The 15,556-nt window shown below is 41.4% G+C and carries 12 protein-coding genes; all 12 read left to right on the top strand.

Annotation, left to right across the window (positions count from 1 at the left end; all coding sequences use genetic code 11):
• Nucleotides 1-900, top strand: coding sequence for an MbnP family protein (locus G6053_RS18600; protein ID WP_241254765.1), 900 nt, complete (start codon nucleotides 1-3; stop codon nucleotides 898-900).
• 15 nt (nucleotides 901-915) lie between these two features.
• A complete protein-coding gene (locus G6053_RS18595; RefSeq protein ID WP_121126627.1) occupies nucleotides 916-1,983 on the top strand; it encodes a cytochrome c peroxidase in 1,068 nt (355 codons plus the stop codon).
• A gap of 10 nt (nucleotides 1,984-1,993) precedes the next feature.
• Nucleotides 1,994-2,944: a transporter gene (locus G6053_RS18590; protein WP_165307827.1), complete on the top strand. Its 951-nt coding sequence runs from the start codon at nucleotides 1,994-1,996 to the stop codon at nucleotides 2,942-2,944.
• 25 nt (nucleotides 2,945-2,969) lie between these two features.
• Entirely contained in the window at nucleotides 2,970-3,458 is a 489-nt protein-coding gene (locus G6053_RS18585; protein WP_241254764.1) for a cytochrome c, read from the top strand.
• A 19-nt stretch (nucleotides 3,459-3,477) separates the two neighbouring features.
• Entirely contained in the window at nucleotides 3,478-4,203 is a 726-nt protein-coding gene (locus tag G6053_RS18580) for a superoxide dismutase (RefSeq protein ID WP_121126629.1), read from the top strand.
• A 28-nt stretch (nucleotides 4,204-4,231) separates the two neighbouring features.
• Nucleotides 4,232-4,999, top strand: a complete 768-nt coding sequence (locus G6053_RS18575) for an MbnP family protein (protein WP_165307825.1) — start codon at nucleotides 4,232-4,234, stop codon at nucleotides 4,997-4,999.
• Between the two features lie 10 nt (nucleotides 5,000-5,009).
• Nucleotides 5,010-5,840: a DUF4595 domain-containing protein gene (locus G6053_RS18570; RefSeq protein ID WP_121126631.1), complete on the top strand. Its 831-nt coding sequence runs from the start codon at nucleotides 5,010-5,012 to the stop codon at nucleotides 5,838-5,840.
• 617 nt (nucleotides 5,841-6,457) lie between these two features.
• Nucleotides 6,458-7,048, top strand: a complete 591-nt coding sequence (locus G6053_RS18565; protein ID WP_121126632.1) for a sigma-70 family RNA polymerase sigma factor — start codon at nucleotides 6,458-6,460, stop codon at nucleotides 7,046-7,048.
• 64 nt (nucleotides 7,049-7,112) lie between these two features.
• Nucleotides 7,113-8,054 carry a FecR domain-containing protein gene (locus G6053_RS18560; protein ID WP_165307823.1) on the top strand — a complete coding sequence of 314 codons (942 nt, stop codon included), beginning with the start codon at nucleotides 7,113-7,115 and terminating at the stop codon, nucleotides 8,052-8,054.
• A gap of 161 nt (nucleotides 8,055-8,215) precedes the next feature.
• Nucleotides 8,216-11,572: a TonB-dependent receptor gene (locus tag G6053_RS18555; protein ID WP_165307821.1), complete on the top strand. Its 3,357-nt coding sequence runs from the start codon at nucleotides 8,216-8,218 to the stop codon at nucleotides 11,570-11,572.
• 30 nt (nucleotides 11,573-11,602) lie between these two features.
• Nucleotides 11,603-13,228 (top strand): RagB/SusD family nutrient uptake outer membrane protein, encoded by a 1,626-nt coding sequence (locus G6053_RS18550; protein ID WP_165307820.1) that lies wholly within the window; start codon nucleotides 11,603-11,605, stop codon nucleotides 13,226-13,228.
• A gap of 51 nt (nucleotides 13,229-13,279) precedes the next feature.
• Entirely contained in the window at nucleotides 13,280-14,914 is a 1,635-nt protein-coding gene (locus G6053_RS18545) for an alpha-L-fucosidase (RefSeq protein WP_165307818.1), read from the top strand.
• Nucleotides 14,915-15,556: the final 642 nt, after the last annotated feature.

Raw genomic sequence — 15,556 nt, 5'->3', positions numbered from 1 at the left:
ATGAAATATAAAATGATAAAAAGAAACTGGAAGAATATGGCGACCGCACTTATAGCATTTTGCTTTCTCCTATCGGCCTGTAAAAAGGATGACGATATTATTGACGAAACTAAAATGGGCGATTTCTCTATTGAGTTTGACCATATCGTTGGGGAAGACCGATTATATATCGACCCTAACTATCTGTACCGAAATGCAAAAGGCGAGCAATTCAGTATACGTATCCTGATGTACTACATCAGCAATATCAAGCTTTACAAAGCCGATGGAAGTAGTTATACCGTTCCGCAGGACGACAGCTATTTTATGGTGAATGGATCGGATAGAACGACCCGCTTTACCAAGGTCAAGGTGCCTGAGGGCGATTACACCAAAATTGAGTTTATGATCGGCGTCGATCAGGAAAGAAACATGATGCCTATGGAACGAAGAACGGGGGTGCTTTCCTTCAATCCGGGAGAAGGCCATGCGGGTATGTTCTGGACATGGAGCCAGGGTTATATCTTCTTCAAACTGGAAGGGAATAGTGACGTGGTATCCGATGATCAGCAAGGTGACCCTACTGGTAATAAACAATTCAAATATCATATCGGAGGTTTTGGTTACCCCTTTGATGATCCGGAAGCAATGAACAATATCAAAATCATTACAGTTGACCTGACCAAAACTAGTGGAGACCATTTGGCGCATGTGAGAGCAGACTTAAGGAGCAATGTCCATTTGATGGTCGACCTGATGCAGATCTTTAATGGCCCGTATAAGTTGAGTATAGCAGATAAACCTAACGTCATGTTCAATAAAGAGGATAGTGGGAATATCGCAGGTAATTTTGGCGTTCTGTTTACGCATGATCATACCGAAAACTATGTGCGAAGTGAAGAGGAGCTTTCCTCGAATTAATAAAACAAGGAAGAGATGAAGAAAATAATAGTTATTACCACGATTCTTGCCCTGATATGGGCCTGCAAAAAAGGAAATGACATCTTGGAGGACGAAGAGATATTCTTTGGGTTTGTACAGCCTTCCAATTTTCCGAAACCTGCCTATGACCTCACCAGAAATCCGGTGACAAAGGATGGTTTTGAATTAGGGAAAAAATTATTTTATGAACCAAGGCTTTCGCGAAACAATACAATCGCCTGTGGGAGCTGTCATATACAAGGAGCTGGATTTACACACCACGGCCATGACGTAAGTCACGGGATTGATGACCGGCTTGGGACACGTAATCCCATGCCGATTATGAACTTGGCCTGGCACAATGAGTTCTTTTGGGATGGCGGTGTATTTGATCTCGACTTGTCAGGGGTAAATGCTATCCATAGTGAGGTGGAGATGGACGAGACGGTACCCAACATCCTGCTCAAATTAAGGGCACGTCCGGAATATCCTGCGCTGTTCAAGAAAGCTTTCGGTACGGAGGAGATTACAGATGTGTTGTTTTTTAGGGCCTTGTCGCAATTTATGCTCATGGCTACCAGTAGTGATTCCAAATACGACAAAGTGATGCGTAAGGAAAAAGGTGCTTCTTTTTCAGAATCGGAAAAACGGGGTTATCTGTTTTTCCAGAATAACTGTGCGAACTGCCACAAAGAACCCTTGTTCACGGATCTTAGTTATCGTAACAATGGTATACGTCCCAATAGAAGTAATGACAAAGGAAGAGCTATCGTAACGGGTAACGTAAAGGACGAATACAGATTCAAGGTACCCTCTTTAAGGAACCTTTCCTTTACCGCGCCTTATACACACGACGGACGCTATCTGACCGTTAGCCGTATGCTCGACCATTATCGCCATGATATGGTAGATTCACCGACATTGGATCCACTGTTCCGTCAATCTAACGGCACATTGGGCATTGCCATGACCGAGGATGAAAAAACAGATTTAATGGCATTTCTGAAAACACTGGAAGACCCTGCCTTTTTGTCGAACAAGTTACTTTCAGAACCATTCGGGTCTGATTTTATAGTCAATTAGCTATTAGAATATGAGAAAGAGAATAATACTATCGATTTTTTCCGTTGTCGCACTTTTTGCAAACATACCCATGTCAGTAGCCTGTGATGTCTGCGGCTGTGGTGTCGGAAGCTACTACTTGGGCATCTTACCGAACTTCAACAAACGTTTTGTCGGTTTACGATACCAACAGAATAGACTACAGACCCACCTCGGCCCTAACGGTATCCGTACACCGAATTCAACGAATGAAACCTATCGTACGATGGAACTTTGGGGCGCATGGAATTTCGGAGAACGTTGGCGGGTAATGGCGATAATTCCGTATAGTTTTAATGAACGGACCATTGGTAACAACAGCTTGGAAACCGGAAAGAAGAACGGGCTTGGCGATATTGTTGTTATGGGGCATTACAAACTTCTGGATGATGTCCGTACGACAGGAAAGAACAAAATTCTTATGCAGTCCTTATGGGTGGGGGTAGGAATCAAGGCGCCTACCGGTAAATATGATACCAGCGAACAATCCAGTGCAGAGATGGGCGCTCCGAATAACTTCCAATTAGGAACGGCGAGTACAGATTTTATGATCAATGCGGCTTACGACATTCGTTTGATGGATGCCGGACTCAACGTCAATGCAACGTATAAGATCAATACAGAAAACAAGCATGATTATCGCTATGCCAACAAATTAACAATTAATGCACTGGGATACTATAAGTTCAATATAAAGAACAAAGTACGTATTTCTCCAAATGCAGGTGTGCTATATGAAACACAGCCAAAAGATCTGCTTTATAACCGCTTTGACGTTACCCAGTCTGGTGGACATTCCACGATGGGAATTGCAGGTGTTGAAATCAATATCGGGGCAATCTCTATTGGTGGAAATTTTCAGACTCCGATCAATCAAAATCTCGCAGATGGACGTATAAAGGCTGAAAATCGTTTTATGACCCATGTATCATTCTCCTTTTAATTTCACCAGTAAAATAAACAGATATATGAAAAGATTAAATATAATATTAGCCGTTGGTCTTCTCGTTACGGCTATTGCGTGCAACAACAGTCCGAAGACAAACAGTTCAACAGCTCCACCGGAGACAAAAGCAGACCAACCTAAAGAAATGGTCGTCCACGATTACCTTAAAGAAGGCAATAAAGGGATCGGACCTATAACGTCATTTACACAACCTGAATTTGACCAGACTGTTGCAGATGAAGGAAATAAACTTTTCATCGTGAAGTGTACGATGTGTCATGAATACAGCGAAAACAAGCTTGGCCCAGCTTTGAAAGGTGTAACGAAGAAAAGAACACCGGAATGGATACTGAATCTGCTATTAAATACACAGGAAATGTTTGATAAGGATCCAGATGCACTTGCCATAAAAGACGACTTCGAAAGTATGATGGTCAGTGTTGGCCTAAATGAACAGGAAGCAAAGTCTATACTGGAATATTTAAGACAGGAAGATGCAAGAACGAATTAGGAACTAAAATCCATTTATCATGAAAACAACAAATAGAAGAGATTTTGTTAGAGGTAGTTTAACACTGGCTACCGGTTTATTGTTAACCAATAAGACATTTGCAGATAGTACGCTAGGATCGAAGGTAACTAGCAAATTCAAATTTGAGAAGGCAAGCCTGAACTATTCCTATAATGAACTGGAGCCTGTCATCGACACGGCTACTATGGAAATACACTATGTGCGTCACTACGGGACATATATCACCAGTGCGAACGAAGCCATTATTTCGGAAAACGTATCGGCAGCTCATGTAAAGGATTTGTTTTCCCGTATATCGAACTATTCTACGAAGCTCCGCAATAATGCGGGAGGAGCATTTAACCACGAACTGTTCTGGTCTATTCTCCGTAAACCAACAGACAACAATGTACCAACAGGACAGCTTGACCAAGCGATTAGAAGCAGTTTTGGATCTTTCGACTCGTTTAAAGAACAATTTTCTAAAGCCGCATTAGGACAGTTTGGCTCGGGATGGGCATGGCTGGTAAAAGACGGCAATCAATTAAAAATTGGTTCGACACCCAATCAGGACAATCCTTTAATGAATGTGTCGCCATTCAAAGGTACTCCAATCTTGGGACTCGATGTGTGGGAACATGCTTATTATCTGAACTATCAGAATAAGCGGGCCGACTATGTCGATAAATGGTGGGAGATTGTAAACTGGGAGCAGGTGGAACATCTATATCGTACATCCAAATAAAATTAATTATACACAATACAATAAACAAATGATCAAAAAGAGTTTTTTTTCTATCGCATTATTGACAATGATGGCATCTTGTTCTAAGGACACAGAACTTGTGGAAGTAGTTGGTGGAAATCTTTCCATCGAATTTGACAATGTCGTAGGCAACGAGGATTTTGCGCTTGATAAGGCTTTCGACATTGATGGCAAGACCTATACATTTAATAGTTTTAGATATTGGGTAAGCAATATTCGATTACAAAAACAGAATGGTGAATGGATCGAAATCCCAAACTCTTATTACCTGATCGAGGAAACTAAGGACATTGCTATTCAGGATGGAGCTTATACCTACCCCGCCAGAAAACGGGAGCAGATAGACTTACAAAACCTGCCTATTGAAACCTATACAGCAATCGAGTTCGGTATCGGCGTAGATAGTGAACTTAACGACAATCTTAGTATAACCTCTGGTGAACTGTCCGCTATGACAGGTATGACAAATATCTCATGGATGTGGCACACAAGTTATATTTTCACTTCACTAAAAGGTCTGGCAGAGGACGGTACAACCAAGATTATTAAGATCGAAACAGGATTGAACGATAATTACCGAACGGTTAAAATCGACTTTAAAACTCCCGTTAATCTTGCACAGGAAACGCGATCGAAAATTGAATTTAAGGGTGACGTACTTAGCCTCCTTGGATCGTTCGACAGTTGGGAAACACCGGTCGTTGGAGCACAGCAACTGAAGCAAATGAAGACTATTTCAGACCATTTTTCGACTAATTTTTTTACATTAAAATAATTATATAGGCATGATGTTTAAAATTAATTCATACATCCTTACCTCTCTTGCGATAGCATTATTATTTATAAGCTGTTCAGAAGACAATCCAGTTTTAGAATCGGAACTGGAACCTAAGCTCTCGTGTCGTGTGAACTTTTACACGAGAAATTGGTATATGGGGGATCGATCTGGCAATCCTGCACAAACACCATTCAGTTATGATGCGCAAGGACGCGTTATATTGGCTCCGGTGGGAAGCAATCAGATTTCTTTTGAATATTATGAAGACAAAGTGATTCTGAAATATGCCGGAGAGGCTCCTAACACTGTAACCGATTATTACTCTTTGAATGAAAAAGGTCTTATTACTCACCTTAGGCGTAAATGGATGGCGCCTTGGGAGACAGAAATCAAAGACTATCTTGTACTGGATTTTGTATACAATGAACAAGGATACTTGACTCGTATCAAAGAAGAAGACAAAGAAGTTTTGTTTTCATATGAAGATGGGAACTTGGTCAATATCCATGATGGGCTCAATGGGAACGATGAGGATATAAAGCTTACCTATTATGCCAATACGGATTTCTCTAATCTACCTATACACAGCACAGCGCCAATTTATCATATTAATTCATTGCACAGGACCCCTACGCCAATATTTAATCCGGTTGGAATGGCCGTTCTTACATCCGGCGGATACTTCGGTAAGTTTCCAAAAAACCGTATTAAGACTATTGGTACATATGAGCTGTTATACGAATCAGACGATAAAAACAATATAAGTAAACTAACGGAGGTGAATTCGGCCGAATCAATCGATTCGGCGGTTTATCATATCGAACATACCTGCTTTTAATCTCTCTTTACATGGAGGGGTAAATGATCATTTTAAAAAAATGAGATTCACCAGGAAAGTTATTTCCTGTGTTTTTTGGAGAATTGGAGTAACCTGCCAGTTACTTTTTCAATATAAAGGACTCATAATATGAATTAATTAATTGTTTGAATTGGTTAATGCTAGTAAAATCTAACTGATCTAATACAAAATAACTATCATATAGATTGGTCATAAAATATTAAGTAAAAAATATTGGCGCGCAGACGCTTCAGAGCAAAGAAAACTGGTGATTTCTTAATGATACAGGGAAACAAGTGCAGGCCTGCACTTGTTTCCCTGTATCAGGTATTACCGAGATGATGCTCAACTAATTTATCCCCGAGATTATCCAGATCTGGTGTTGACGTTCAGAAACTACCTCAACCTGTTCGCCTGATTCGGCCTAATATGCACATCAAAGTCGCAAAATCTCTCCATATTACTTTATTTTTTAGTTCATTATAAATGATAATGAGGAGGGGCGAGGTGGCCGTCATTTTTATTGAACGCGATTAATATTCCCGATTTTTATGTAAGTTTGGGATATAAACCGAAATTTTTTGTGGACCTAATAACAATCTGGAGATAAATGTGCTATGGCATCTATTGAAATAAGTAAAGATGTTTTAGAAGCTATTGGCTATGGAGATCATAGTGCCTTTAATCTGTTTTACAAGGCCTATTACCCAGTTGTCTTACGCGTGGTTAAGCGGTACCTTAAAATAGATGTTTTAGTTGAAGACGTTGTACAGGAAATTTTTACGAAAATTTGGATCGAAAGAACCAAACTTATCCGTGTTGTATCGCTTGAATCCTATTTATTCATCGTCGTAAAAAATTATACACTCAACTATTTACACAAAATTGCAACAGATCGTATCAAACAGCAGCGTATTTTAGAAAGTTTTGAACTTGGTATCAATAGTGTCGACCAACATGTTCTTGATAAAGAATATCAAGTAAAGCTTCAGGAGATACTCAATAGATTGCCGACCCAAACAAAGCGGGTGTTTGAGCTCTGTAGAGTTGAAGGAAAAAGTTACGAAGAATCTTCCAGAATGTTAGGTGTCTCCAAAAGTGCAATCAAAAAGCATATGATCCGGTGCATCAATACCTTGAAAAAGTATTTACAGCATGATCTGAATTTACCCCTAGTCCTGTTTTTCCTCCTGAAATCAATTCTATAGAAAAAAAATGAAAAGAGGGGTGGCCTCTTTTCATTTTTTTTTGTCTTTACTTCTATAAGCAATTATGGAAGACCTCGATTTTTATAAAACATTAATATGCCGTTACCTCAGTGGGGCCGCTAGCCGTTCTGAAGTAACGCTATTTTTTAGACTATTGGAATCCGGTGAATTGGACCCTTTGATAGAAGATCAATTAAGGTATGATTTGAGGCAAGAGCTATCCACTATTCGTAAAAGAAACAAGGAACGACGGATACGCTGGCAAATTGGAATAGCTGCGAGTATACTGCTATGTGTTACTTCTTTGTGGTTTTTCTTGCCGCATAACGAGACCCCGAAAGCGGAACGTACAAACTTGGTATCCACTACGAAAAATGTTGCTTTAGGTCAGATCGATTCCGTCTTACTTTCCGATGGGACAAAAGTTTGGCTCAATGCCGGTTCAAAAATAGAATATCCCGAAAAATTTGATGGGGGGGAGCGAAAAGTTAAAATAAGCGGGGAAGCATTTTTCGATGTGACCCACAATGCAAAGGTACCTTTTGTGATAGAAACCGAACAAAAGCAAGTCAAAGTCTATGGAACCTCCTTTAATGTTAAATCATATAAAGATGAAAAATTTACCGTTGCGGTAAAAAATGGTAAGGTGGGTGTAAAAGAGGTTAATAGTGACAAAGAATGGCTATTAACGAAAAATGACCTGATCACTTATAGTGAAAAATCAAAGGCGATTTTGTTGAGAAACCAAAATTTAGAAACAATACTGGCATGGAAACAAGGTGATATCGTTTTTGATGGTAAAAGTCTTGCTGAAATCCTGCCTGCCATCCAACGAAAATACAATATTAAAATTAAGTTAAGTCATCCGAATATTGGGAAACTTCAAATGATCGGCCGCTATAAAAATACATCATTAAGTACACTTTTAGAGGCCATGAAGTTTTCCCTAAATATTGGGTACGAGAAAAAAGGGGAGCTTGTTTTAATAACCACGCAAGATCGCTAACTAATACACCAACATTATAAACCTTATTAAGATATGTAAATGCTCATTAAAATTAATGGCCGCTATTTTAGAAATAACGACCATCATGATTGGTCGCTGTTGCTTCTTTCCACGGGCACAACAGTGACGCTGTTCAATTTTTAATCAAACAATCTAATATAATGAAAAAAACTAATCAACGAAAAATTGTAATTATGTCGTTCGGGTTTGGATTGCCTTTATTTTTGATCTGTTTTTCGTTTTCCTTGTTAAAGGCAGAGATTGCTCTTTCCCAAACGGTGGCTTCCAAAAAGATCTGCATGGACGTGACAACCAATAATATTCAGGAAGCTTTTAATATGATTGAAAAGCAAGTCAACGTCTCCTTTACCTATAAAAAGGATTTGCTTTCCATACCATTGCAAATAGCCCTTAATGTCAAGGATACTCCTTTAAAAACGGTTTTGGAAGAAATCCGTAAGCAAACTGACCTTGATTTTAAAGAAATAGATGGAAATGTAATTGCTGTTAGATATCAACCAGGTTCGCTCGGAGTGAAACAAAAGGCCGCCCGCCAAAATATCGTTAAGGGGTCTGTCGTTTCTGCCGGCGATGGGAATCCGCTACCGGGTATCAGTGTACATGTAAAAGGAACAAACAGAACTTCCGTGACAGACGACAGAGGGAATTTCACCTTGTCTGATATTCCGGGCGATGCGGTTTTGGTATTCACCTATATTGGCTATGAGAAGCAGGAGATTCCTGTAAATAACAGGGGATTTATGCAAATTAGACTAATCGAATCTTATACAGACCTGGACGAAGTTGTGGTAGTAGGGTATGGCACGCAGAAGAAGGTGAATCTAACCGGTTCCGTTTCGTCCGTTTCTGCTACTGACATTGAAGACAGGCCCATTACCCAAGCCTCGCAGGCGCTAGCCGGTTTAGCAACAGGTGTTTCGGTTTCTCAAAGCGCAGGACGTCCTGGAAATGATGCAGCTTCGATACGCATCAGAGGGCAGGGAACCTTTTCGGGAGCTGGAAACGATCCGTTAGTACTAATAGATGGTCTGGCAGCTTCGATGAATGACATCGATCCTAACAACATAAAGAGCATTTCAGTGTTAAAAGACGCTGCGTCAGCCTCTATATATGGTACTCGTGGTGCAAACGGGGTTATTCTGATCGAAACGAAACGCGGCACAAGCGGTAGACTTCGGGTTTCGTACAATAACACTATAGGCTGGCAGAAAGTGACAGAACTCCCCGATTTTGTAGCATCGGACGAATATGCGACCCTATTTAATGAGGCAAATACGAATGTTGGCCAAGCTTTAACCTATACACCCGAAGAGATTGATAAGTTCCGATCGGGTGTTGATCCCGACAATTATCCGAATGTACCGCACCTGAAAAACCTGCTTTCTTCGGGCTCGGGCTTTCAGATGAACCACAATGTTTCTTTTTCCGGTGGCTCAGATAAGAACTCCTACCTATTTTCCTTAGGCTACCTGGATCAGGATGGTGTTGTTGCCAAAAATAATTATCACCGCTATAACTTCATGCTGAATTCGGATAGTAAAATACTGGATAACCTTACGCTGAAGGTGAATATGACGGGTAACAGTGCACAAACCAATGAGCCAAGGCAATTCGATGGCGAAATGATGAGCATGATCGGTTTCGCTGTCAGACAGGGACCTATTTATGCAGGTAGAAAGTCGGACGGGACCTTTGGCTATCAGGACAATTTCAGTCCGGAAGCATGGCTTTCGAGCGAGTCTTTCGTAAACCGTGCAAACAAGTTTTTTTTAGGGGGAGCTGAGCTTGCCTGGGAAATAGTACCCGGGCTTACCTGGAGTGGTAAAGCGGGATACAATTATAATAATTTTACGAACAATAGCTTTGCATCTGATTTTATTTTTGATCAAAATAAGAAAGTTGGTCCCAACAATCTTACCGTTAATTCGGGCGACAACTCGTTATTAACGCTTCAATCATTGTTACAGTATAACAGGACTTATGGGAAACACGCAATCAATGCATTAGCAGGTTTCTCAGAAGAAAAATTCCGCTCAGACTGGACCACCGCTTTCCGTGACGATTTTCCGAGTAATCTGTTGCACGAGCTAAATGCAGGGTCATCAGCCAATATGCAATCGTCCGGCTCGGCGGCTGAATGGGCCTTGCGCTCATTCTTTGGACGGGTAAACTATATATTATCAGATCGTTATCTGTTTGAAGTGAATGCAAGGTATGACGGAACTTCCCGCTTCCCCAGCGAAGGACGTTGGGGGCTGTTTCCCTCTGTTTCGGCAGCCTGGCGGATCTCTGAAGAACCTTTCTTTAAAGAGCATGTGACTGGAGTCGATAACTTGAAATTGCGGGCATCTTGGGGAACGTTGGGAAATCAGAATATCGGTAATTATCCCTATCAGAATGTGCTGAGTTTGGGCAACAATTATCCGATCGGTGGTGTATTGCTCCCAGGTGCGCGCTTAACTACCTTGGCAAACAGCGATATTACATGGGAAACAACAGAGGTAAGGGGAATCGGTCTCGATTTCTCACTTATGAAAGGAAAACTTGCCTTCGTGATGGACTATTTTGATAAGCGTACACGGGATATTCTATATAATTTGACGGTTTCAAGTGTGTTGGGATTGACACCATCGGAGGTAAATGCCGCATCTGTACGGAACAACGGATTTGAATTTCTGATGGATTATCGTACCTCTATCGGAAAGTTGAATATAGGGTTCAGTCCGAATTTTACCTATACGAAAAACCGGGTAACAAAACTGGCGGATGGTCTAACGCAAGATATTGCAAAAAACTTGTTTGTGGGGCAACCATTGGGAGCTATTTATGGCTATGTAGCCGACGGCCTTTTCGTTGACGAAAACGATATTGCAGCCTACCCAACGCAACCCTATGCGGCGCAACCCGGTTTTGTGCGATACGCCGATATAAGCGGCCTCAACGGTACTCCAGATGGAGTTGTCGATCCGGCAAATGACCGAACAATTATCGGCAATACCGTGCCCAAGTTTAGCTATGGCGCCACCATAAGGTTTGATTACCAAGGTGTGGATCTTTCTGTTCTACTTCATGGATTGGCAGGTTTTGATCGTCAGATGGGCTCTTATCAGGCATTCGCATTTTATAATGGAGGACAGATTCAGCGATGGCAGGCCGATAACAGATGGAGTGCCGACAATCCTGATCGAAATGCAGAATATATTAAATTGACCAGTTTAAATATGGGTTCCGGAACGATTATGCCATCTACATTCTGGAATCGGAACGCAAGTTTTCTTCGCCTCAAGAATATTCAGCTGGGTTACTCTTTTCCTGAGAAAATTACCAGGAAGATGCGGTTGGACAGGCTGCGTATTTTCTTCAGCGGACAGAATTTATTTTCCCTGAGCAGCTTTTATCAGGGCTGGGATCCTGAGATGGGGCAGGGCACAGGCGATAACACACCCTTTTATCCGATAACCAGTGTGTACACTTTTGGCTTGAATGTTAATTTTTAACGGTAGATAATCAATAACATGAAGATAATAATGAAATTCATCACATATTTTAGCCAAAAGCGGTTGTGCTACCTGTTTTTGGCCGCATGCACATTTTTTGCAGCATGCAGCAAGGATTTTTTTAATAAGCAGCCCTTGGATGCGGTGTCGGATGCTACTTTCTGGAAAACAGAAAAAGATGCCCTACTGGCTTTGGTGGGCTGTTATAACACAGGAGCCGGATGGAAAGGCGAAGATTTCTGGACACCACGGAGCCTGTTGTACCTTGATCTTATGGCGGGTAACGGATCGGAAAAGGAGCTGATACCAGACAGAGTAACGGATGGTACATTAAACTCTGCTTATTGGGTAACGGAAGGATACTGGCGAAATTCTTATCAAAAGTTGACGGCCTGCAACAACTTTCTCGACAATATCGGCAAAGTGGAAATGGATGAAAACAAGAAAGCCGCTATGATAGGTGAGGTTAAAACCTTGCGAGCTTATGAATACTTTAATCTAGCGCTTTATTTTGGAGGTGTTCCATTGGTCACCAAAGTGTTGAGCATCGAGGAGGCAAATAATGTACTCCGCGCCTCACGTGATGAAGTTTGGGATTTTGCGGAAGCAGAGCTGATAGAAGGTGCGGCAGCTTTACCAGCAAGCAGACCTGCAAGTGAACAGGGGCGGATTACGGCGGGTGCAGCTTTGGCTATTCTTGGCCGTTTACAAATGGCGAAGGAAAAGTGGGCGGAAGCCGCAGCGACCTATAAAAAAATAATAGATTTTGATGTGTATCGTATTCACCCCGATTTTGCTTCGCTTTTCTCAAGTGGGAACGTTGCGACGAGCGAATTTATTCTTACTTCGCAATACCAGGAAGATGTGTACGGGCATGTGTTACTCCAGTACATGTACCCTGAAACCTGGGGAGGATGGCATCAGTTTTCGCCCTATAATGAACTGGTAAAAGCGTTTGAATGTATAGACGGAAAGTCGATTGAAGAATCCGGCTTATACGATCCATCCAACCCTTACGAAAACAGAGACCCTCGTCTTGATTATACCGTTTTGATCTCCGACAGAAGTGTATTCAAGGGGCAGACCTACATCGCGCGTCCCGGAACGACCTCTCCTGATAGATTCAACCGTTACAATTGGAGTGGTTACTGCATACGTAAGTTCATGGATGAAAGTTTCAATGGAAACCTGATGAACTTTGGGGGCAACTGGGCGATTATCCGTTATCCGGAGGTTTTATTGGGTTACCTTGAATCTAAGCTGGAAGCTGGCGACCCTATCGACCAAACTCTTTTGGATGCGACAATCAACCTGGTGAGGGGAAGGCAGAATGTGGCCATGCCTAAAGTTACCGCTACGGGTGTAGAATCCTTGCGGTCGGTGATAAGACGGGAACGCCGGGTTGAATTTGCATTTGAGGGTTTACGGTATTTTGATGTGCTGCGATGGGGTATTGCTGCGCAGGAACTTAATAGGCAGTTCACGGGGATGAAATTAACCAATAATCCTGCTGGATATAAAGACTTTCCTGTGGATGATGAGGGCTATCTGATCTATCAGCGACGCAACTTCAAGGCAGGTGTGAACGAGTTATGGCCCATTCCCCTGTCTGAACTCCAGATCAACGGAAATCTTACGCAAAACGTGGGTTACTGATTTATCTTGTATCCCACTTCATCCTAGTACAAACACGTTAAAAAAAAATACATGAAAAGAAGAACTGTAATAAAAACTTTGGGAATAGCTATTCCGTCGTTTTGGTTAAGTAAAACTATCGCGGGTTCAAAGATACATGCCAATGCGCCTATAGCTAAAGTAGACTTTAAACCAGATTGGAAATCGCTAGAGCAGTACGAGGTTCCCCAGTGGTTCCGCGACGCGAAGTTTGGTATTTGGGCACATTGGGGACCCCAGTGTCAACCTGAACGAGGTGACTGGTACGCAAGAGGAATGTATCAGGAGGGGAGCGATCAATATAACTATCATGTGCAAAAATATGGCCATCCCTCGAAATTCGGATTCAAAGATGTGATCAATGAATGGAAAGCAGATAAATGGGATCCGGAAATGTTGTTGGATCTTTACAAGCGTGCAGGAGCTCAGTACTTTGTTGCCTTAGCCAACCATCATGATAATATGGATCTCTATGATAGTAGCCATCAGCCTTGGAACTCCACCAAAGTGGGCCCAAAAAAAGATTTAATGGCAGGCTGGGCGAAGGCAGCCAAAAATCATGGTTTACGTTTCGGCGCGAGCGTTCACGCTGCACATGCATGGACTTGGTACGAAACAGCACAACGTGCAGACAAAAAAGGGCCTCTGAAAGATATACCCTATGACGGAAAAATCACAAAAGCTGATGGCAATAATAAATGGTGGGATGGCCTAGATCCGCAAGACCTCTACGCACAAAACCACCCCTTAAGCGAAAATAGCGGAGATGATGGAATGATTCATCGTCAATGGCATTGGGGTAATGGCGTAAACGTGCCTACCAAAAACTATTGCAATAATTTTCACGACCGGACCATCGAACTTATTGATAAGTACGAGCCTGACTTAGTTTATTTCGATGATACTGCATTGCCTTTATGGCCGATAGACGATGCCGGTTTAAGGATTGCAGCCCATTATTACAATGTCAGTCAGCAAAAGCACAATGGCAAACTGGAGGCTGTAATTAATGGGAAAATTCTCGATGATCAACAGCGAAAATGTATGGTTTGGGATATTGAGAAAGGGCAAAGTAATCAGATAGAGAAGGAGCCTTGGCAAACGTGCACCTGCATCGGTGCTTGGCATTACGATCGACGCATTTATGAGAATAAAAGTTATAAAAGTGCCAAAACGGTCATCCATATGCTAGCTGATGTGGTAAGTAAAAATGGAAACCTTCTTTTGAGCGTTCCGCTTAGAGGAGACGGTTCCATCGATTCGGAAGCCCTCAAAACAGTAGAAGGGATCGCCTCTTGGATGAGCGTAAATAGCGAGAGTATAATCAGCACGAGGCCTTGGAACGTTTTTGGAGAGGGGCCTGCTATGGAAAATGCTGCCCCCTTAACGGCACAAGGGTTTAATGAAGGAAAAAATAAGCCTTTTACCGCCGAAGACGTGAGATTCACTGCCAAAGGGAATGTATTATACGCTATTGTAATGGGATGGCCTGAAACAGGAAATGTTTTGATCAAAAGTTTAAATAAAAATAATTACCCCGCTAATAAAGTACAGCTTTTAGGTGCAAAGAATAACGTTAGGTTTGAGCAAACAACGAATGGTCTAGCAGTGACGTTTCCGGATACTATGGATAAAAAGCAACCGGCTTACGTGTTTAAAATCACATGAAAATGAGCCTGATTGATTTGAAAGATCTGGCTTGGGCAAACGCAAAGGATGAGCAATATTGTTCATCCTTTTTTCTTCTTGTTTCTTAGATACTATAGAAATTTCCTATGATCGTGCTCAATCTCGGACCTTGCTTAACAGAGATTGTTTTTTTATTCAACGAATCGCATCGTATGTGGTATCTTACTTATATACTAGGGTAACAGAAAATTAATAAATTCAGTTTAATAACCAATCTAAGAGCGGATCATATTTAAATTCCTTGGTGATGTTGCACCTTCGTTTGTGAAATCTCAATGTCAATAGAACTTCTTAAACAAGATCGATAGCTGAAAGTTTAATGCATATTATGGGAGAAGTTTTCGTATGAAAATTATGTGATTGTATGTACTACTGTTTATAGATTTACCAGTTTTAATCTAATCCGACCCAATTATTGTGTGATTTATTCAGGCTGTGACGAAGTTATACAAGACAAACCGTTGGAGGGACAACAAAAAAGCCCGATACTCAAAAAAATCTCGGGCTTTTTTTTAAAGATTTTTTAAACAGCGTCTGCTACTTTAAATATCATGCACTAACTAATAGTTTTACTTGAATTTAAAATTCAAAGTACAGTCGCTAGTAATTTTTTAGAGTTCA

Source organism: Sphingobacterium sp. DR205 (assembly GCF_011064245.1).
GTDB classification, from domain to species: Bacteria; Bacteroidota; Bacteroidia; order Sphingobacteriales; family Sphingobacteriaceae; genus Sphingobacterium; species Sphingobacterium athyrii.
The sequence above is the reverse complement of the archived record's forward strand: the minus strand, read 5'-3'. Positions and strand labels throughout refer to the sequence as shown.

Bases quoted from the DNA above. Each gene is read 5' to 3' on its own strand.
- G6053_RS18600 (WP_241254765.1), top strand. From the start codon at position 1: ATGAAATATAAAATGATAAAAAGAAACTGGAAGAATATGGCGACCGCA.
- G6053_RS18595 (WP_121126627.1), top strand. From the start codon at position 916: ATGAAGAAAATAATAGTTATTACCACGATTCTTGCCCTGATATGGGCC.
- G6053_RS18590 (WP_165307827.1), top strand. From the start codon at position 1,994: ATGAGAAAGAGAATAATACTATCGATTTTTTCCGTTGTCGCACTTTTT.
- G6053_RS18585 (WP_241254764.1), top strand. From the start codon at position 2,970: ATGAAAAGATTAAATATAATATTAGCCGTTGGTCTTCTCGTTACGGCT.
- G6053_RS18580 (WP_121126629.1), top strand. From the start codon at position 3,478: ATGAAAACAACAAATAGAAGAGATTTTGTTAGAGGTAGTTTAACACTG.
- G6053_RS18575 (WP_165307825.1), top strand. From the start codon at position 4,232: ATGATCAAAAAGAGTTTTTTTTCTATCGCATTATTGACAATGATGGCA.
- G6053_RS18570 (WP_121126631.1), top strand. From the start codon at position 5,010: ATGATGTTTAAAATTAATTCATACATCCTTACCTCTCTTGCGATAGCA.
- G6053_RS18565 (WP_121126632.1), top strand. From the start codon at position 6,458: ATGGCATCTATTGAAATAAGTAAAGATGTTTTAGAAGCTATTGGCTAT.
- G6053_RS18560 (WP_165307823.1), top strand. From the start codon at position 7,113: ATGGAAGACCTCGATTTTTATAAAACATTAATATGCCGTTACCTCAGT.
- G6053_RS18555 (WP_165307821.1), top strand. From the start codon at position 8,216: ATGAAAAAAACTAATCAACGAAAAATTGTAATTATGTCGTTCGGGTTT.
- G6053_RS18550 (WP_165307820.1), top strand. From the start codon at position 11,603: ATGAAATTCATCACATATTTTAGCCAAAAGCGGTTGTGCTACCTGTTT.
- G6053_RS18545 (WP_165307818.1), top strand. From the start codon at position 13,280: ATGAAAAGAAGAACTGTAATAAAAACTTTGGGAATAGCTATTCCGTCG.